This is a genomic window from Kiritimatiellia bacterium (assembly GCA_028715905.1).
In the GTDB taxonomy this organism is placed as follows: Bacteria; Verrucomicrobiota; Kiritimatiellia; order JAAZAB01; family JAAZAB01; genus JAQUQV01.
The window spans coordinates 1-5026 of sequence record JAQUQV010000100.1; the positions used below are offsets into that span (position 1 = coordinate 1).

The window sequence follows — 5026 nt, forward strand, 5'->3', positions numbered from 1 at the left end:
TCAGCAGGGGTTCCTTTATCCGCTTGACAAGCCCGAAGACCATTACTTCACCAGCCTGACCGAAGAGGAAAAAAAATTCCGGATTAACCCGAAGGTATGGCCCGTGATGAACCGCGAAGGACCGGACGGCAAAACCCATGTCTGGGCCATGCCGAAAGGCGGTGTCGTAGGAAAAGTAATACTTTACCGCAAAGACCTCCTGGATGCCTGCGATATCCCGTATCCGAAGAACGACTGGACCTGGGAAGACATGCTGGAAATATGCCGCAAGGTCACCAATCCCGCGGAAGGAACTTACGGCATCCGCCTTGGAACCGGCCGCCAGGAAAGCTGGTATTGGATAACCTTCTTGTGGTCGGCCGGCGGAGAGGCGGTAATTTTTGACAAGTCAAAAAAAGAATGGCGGGCCGTATTCAACACCCCGGAAGCGGTAACCGCCCTTGATTTTTACACCCGGCTCTGCACGGAGCCCTGGATTGACGAAACCGGCCGCCGGCGGTACGGCTATGCAATCAAAGAAACGGCCGGAAATCAGAAATGGGAGCTGGGCAAAATCGCGTTTAACCCCGCCTATATCGATGAAAAGATGTTTCAGGGAGCCAACCCAGATCTCACCGGCATAGTGCCGGTGCCCCTGGGTCCCGGCGGACGCCGCGGCGCCGAAATTAATTCGCGAATGCAGGGCATCTTCGCCGGGATCAAGGACACGGTTATCCGGGATGCGGCCTGGGAATATTTGCGTTTCACCGACAGCAAGGAAGCGGTCGGCATCAGCACCCGCATCCTGGTGGAGCTCGGTATGGGGCGTTTCATCAACCCCCTCTACCTGAAGATGTTCGGCTACGAGGATCTTATCCGGATGGCGCCCAAGGGATGGGCGGAATGCTTCAAAATCGCAGTTGACACCGGCAAACCGGAGCCTTACGGCCGGAACTGCCAACTGGTCTATGACCAGATGACCCCGCCAATCACCAGGGCGGAAAACATGGCCATGGCCGGCACACTTGCAGAGAACAAGGAAGAACGATACGCGCAATTGCAAACTCTCCTGGACGAGTCAGTGCGGGAAGTAAACGAAAAAATGATCGGCATCGTGCCGCCGCAGGAAATGTTGAAACGGCGTATTGCCGCTTTCGTTATGCTGATAATGATAGTTTGCGCGTTCACCGTGCTTTTCCGCCGGATTTCCAAAGTCTTTGCCGGGCCGGTGGCGGCGGGCGATAAGCCGGCCGGCTGGGGATTCAGGAAATACCTCTGGGGTTACCTGCTCCTGATTCCGGCGCTGGGCGCCATTTTCTTCTGGCAGTATCTGCCGCTGGGAATGGGATCACTGCTGTCTTTTCAGGATTACCGGATCATGGAAGGGACCGGCGGTTCGCCGTGGATCGGCCTTGACAACTTCGGCGCCGTATTATGGGACAAGGCCTGGTGGCAAGCCGTCTGGAACTCGGCGCGCTATTGTTTCCTGGTGGTCAGCCTGACCTTCCTGCCGCCGGTTATTCTGGCCGTGTTGCTCCAGGAAATTCCGCGCGGAAAAATCCTGTTCCGCACGATATTCTATCTGCCGGCCGTTATCAGCGGCCTGGTGGTGATTTATCTCTGGCAATCCTTTTATGAGCCTTCCGAATACGGAGTGCTGAACGCGGTGGTGCTGGCTATCCCGGCGATCGGATATATTATTCTGGGCGCTATATTCTTCCTCATCCTGTTCTTTTTTGCGAAACGGCTCATGGTGCACAGCAAATATATAACCAGCCTGTCGTGCCTGCTGGCGGGCGCCGCCCTCTTCGCGTTTTTCTTCAATTTTGCGCGGCCAATCCTTTTCCAGGATGAGACGCCCTGGTATCTGGCCCTGTTCCACAAATCAACCGACCCCTACCGCTGGCTGCTGGACCCGAAAACGGCCATGTTCTGCTGTGTCCTTCCCATGGTCTGGGCCGGCATGGGGCCGGGCTGTCTTATTTACCTGGCGGCGCTGAAGGGCATCGCCGAGGATTTTTACGAGGCCGCGGACATTGACGGAGCATCCTTCATTGACAAAATTCTTTTCGTGGTCATACCGATTCTCAAACCGCTTCTGATCATACAGTTCATCGGAATTTTCATTCATTCCTGGCAAAGCGAGGCTTTCATTCTGGCCATGACCGGCGGCGCCAGCAATACCGAGGTGGCCGGTCTGCACATATTCTACAAGGCTTACATGTATCTTAAATTCGGGCCGGCGGCGGCCATGGCCTGGATGCTGGGATTCATGCTGATCGGCTTTACGGTGCACCAGCTCAGAATACTCTCGCGGCTTGAATTCAAGACAACGGGGAACAAGTAAAGGCAGAAGTAAGAATGCAGAAGGTGGAATTAAAGAAGAGAATATAAAATCTCCAGCCGCGGGCTGGTCCCCACCTATGGCGTAAAAATCCAAAATCGCAAATCTAAAATCGAAAATTCTGAACCATGCCCATTGTATCAAAAATAGGACGCAAGACATTCAAGACGAACCTGCTGTTCGCCGGCATGTACGCCTTCCTGATAGTCGGGGGGCTTTCCATGATTTATCCTTTCATGCTGATGCTGTCCGGCAGCACCAAGAGCGCGGTGGACATCAAATATTTTGACGCCATCCCGCGCTTCCTGCGCGATGACACATGGCTTTACCGGAAACATATTGAGGCCCTGTTCAATGAAAACCTGCTGGATGAAAACATGACTTACGACGAGGACACCAGCAGTTTTGAAGACCTGCAGTTCCCAGCCGACTTCAATCCGGAATGGACGGAGGAATGGGTGAAATTCCTAAACGAACATCCCCTGCCCGTCTACTCCTGGCACAGCGGACATATATACGCGCCCTATTCAAAAACAACCCCCTCCGGCCTGCGGCGTTTCAAGGCGGCGCTCCAGAAAAAATTCGGGAAAAACATTGACGATGTCAACCGCGCCTTGAGCACGGACTTCGTCGGCTGGAACAGCATCCGCTATTTGCCGACCGCCTGCCTCGCGCGGCGGCAAAAACCGAAAGCATCGGATTACGAAACAATGATGAACGAATTCAAAATTTCTCTGCCGCTGGAATGGCGTTATTATTTTTCGGTGGATGGTTTTTATAAAAAAATGTATTTGAAAACAGTTTATTCCGCGGATATCCGGGATTACAACCGCGCCCATAACACGAAATACGCCGGTTGGAACGAAGTCCGTTTGCCGCGCGCCTGGCGGGACATTCAAAACAAGCGCGAAAAAACTGACTGGGAGGATTTTGTCCGGAATACGCTCGCCCTGCAATGGGTCCGGGCGGATGATTCGGCCCGGCCGGCCTATCAGGCCTACCTCCAGGCCAAGTATGAAAACATGGCAACGCTCAACCGCCGTTACGGGACCAAATATCAATCCTTCGGCGATGTGCCCTTAATCGGCGAACCTCCGCTTTTCGGGCTGGCCGCCAGCGACTGGGAAAATTTCATCACCGGCTGGAAAGACCCCGACACGCGCGTCATCCACAAGGCGCCGGTTGAATCGCTGCGTATTTTCAGCGTGGAATGTCTTTTCCGCGATTACCTGCGGAAAAAGCACAAAACCGTTGAAAACATGAACCGCATCCTGCAAACATCATTCGCCTCCTTTGACCAGGCCCTGCCGCCACAGCGCAGCCTTCATTACCGCTGGTTCCTGGACCACAAGCGGGACATCAAATGGGATTTCATCACGCGCAATTACAAAACCGTGGCCGAATACATGGTATTTCACGGGCGCGGAATAATTAACACGGTCATTTACTGCACCCTGGCCGTGCTGATCGCCCTGCTTATAAATCCGCTGGCTGCCTACGCGCTTTCGCGGTACAAAATGCCGCCCACTTATAAAATACTGCTTTTCCTGATGGCCACCATGGCTTTCCCGGCCATGGTCACCCAGATCCCCAACTTCCTGATGCTCCGCCGTTTGAATCTTTTGAACACATTCGCCGCGCTGGTTTTGCCCGGAATGGCCAATGGATATTCCATTTTCCTGCTGAAGGGGTTTTTTGACTCGCTCCCCCGGGAACTGTATGAAAGCGCCCAGTTGGACGGCGCCAGCGAATGGACCATGTTCTGGAGCATGACCATGAGCCTTTCCAAGCCGATTCTGGCCGTGATCGCGCTCAGCGCTTTCACCCATGCCTACGCGAACTTCATGTTCGCTTTCGTGGTCTGCCAGGACGAAAAGATGTGGACCCTGATGGTCTGGCTTTACCAGCTCCGGCAGATGAGCGGCCAGGCCGTGATGTACGCCTCGCTGATCATCGCGGCCATCCCGACTTTCATCATTTTCCTCTTCTGCCAGAACATCATCATGCGCGGAATCGTGGTGCCGTCAGAAAAATAACGCCCAAAGGGCGTAGATCGGAGAGGAGATAAAAAAATGGCAAAAGTCAAACTTGAGAATGTCTGGAAAATTTACGCGGGCAACGTTACCGCCGTCAAAGATTTCAATCTGGAAATCCCCGACAAGGAGTTCATTATTTTTGTGGGACCTTCGGGCTGCGGCAAATCCACCACCCTGCGCATGATCGCCGGGCTGGAAGATATCAGCCGCGGCGCCATCCGGATCGGCGAACGAGTTATCAACGATATCCCGCCGAAAGACCGCGATATCGCCATGGTCTTCCAGAACTACGCGCTTTATCCCCACATGTCGGTCTACAACAACATGGCTTTCGGTCTGAGATTGAGAAAAGTACCCCGCCGGGAAATAGACTCGCGCGTGAAAACCGCCTCCAGAGATTTGGGCATAGAGGATTTCCTGAACCGCCGCCCCTCGGCGCTCTCCGGCGGCCAGCGCCAGCGCGTGGCCCTGGGCCGCGCCATTGTCCGCAACCCGGCCGTCTTCCTCTTTGACGAGCCCTTGAGCAACCTGGACGCCAAGATGCGCGTGGAAATGCGTTCCATGCTCATGCACCTCCACAAGCGCCTCAATACCACCATGATTTACGTGACCCACGACCAGGTTGAAGCCATGACGCTCGGCGACCGCATCGTCGTCATGAAAGACG

At 54.4% G+C, this 5026-nt stretch carries 3 protein-coding genes; all 3 read left to right on the plus strand.

All coding sequences use genetic code 11. The features are described from left to right. Positions 1 to 2326, plus strand: a 2326-nt coding sequence (locus tag PHP98_11605; protein ID MDD5484273.1) for an extracellular solute-binding protein, incomplete at its 5' end; no start/stop codon positions are given. A gap of 125 nt (positions 2327 to 2451) precedes the next feature. Continuing rightward, positions 2452 to 4359 (plus strand): ABC transporter permease subunit, encoded by a 1908-nt coding sequence (locus tag PHP98_11610; GenBank protein ID MDD5484274.1) that lies wholly within the window; start codon positions 2452 to 2454, stop codon positions 4357 to 4359. Between the two features lie 36 nt (positions 4360 to 4395). Next, on the plus strand, positions 4396 to 5026 hold a 631-nt coding region (locus tag PHP98_11615; protein MDD5484275.1), incomplete at its 3' end, for an ATP-binding cassette domain-containing protein.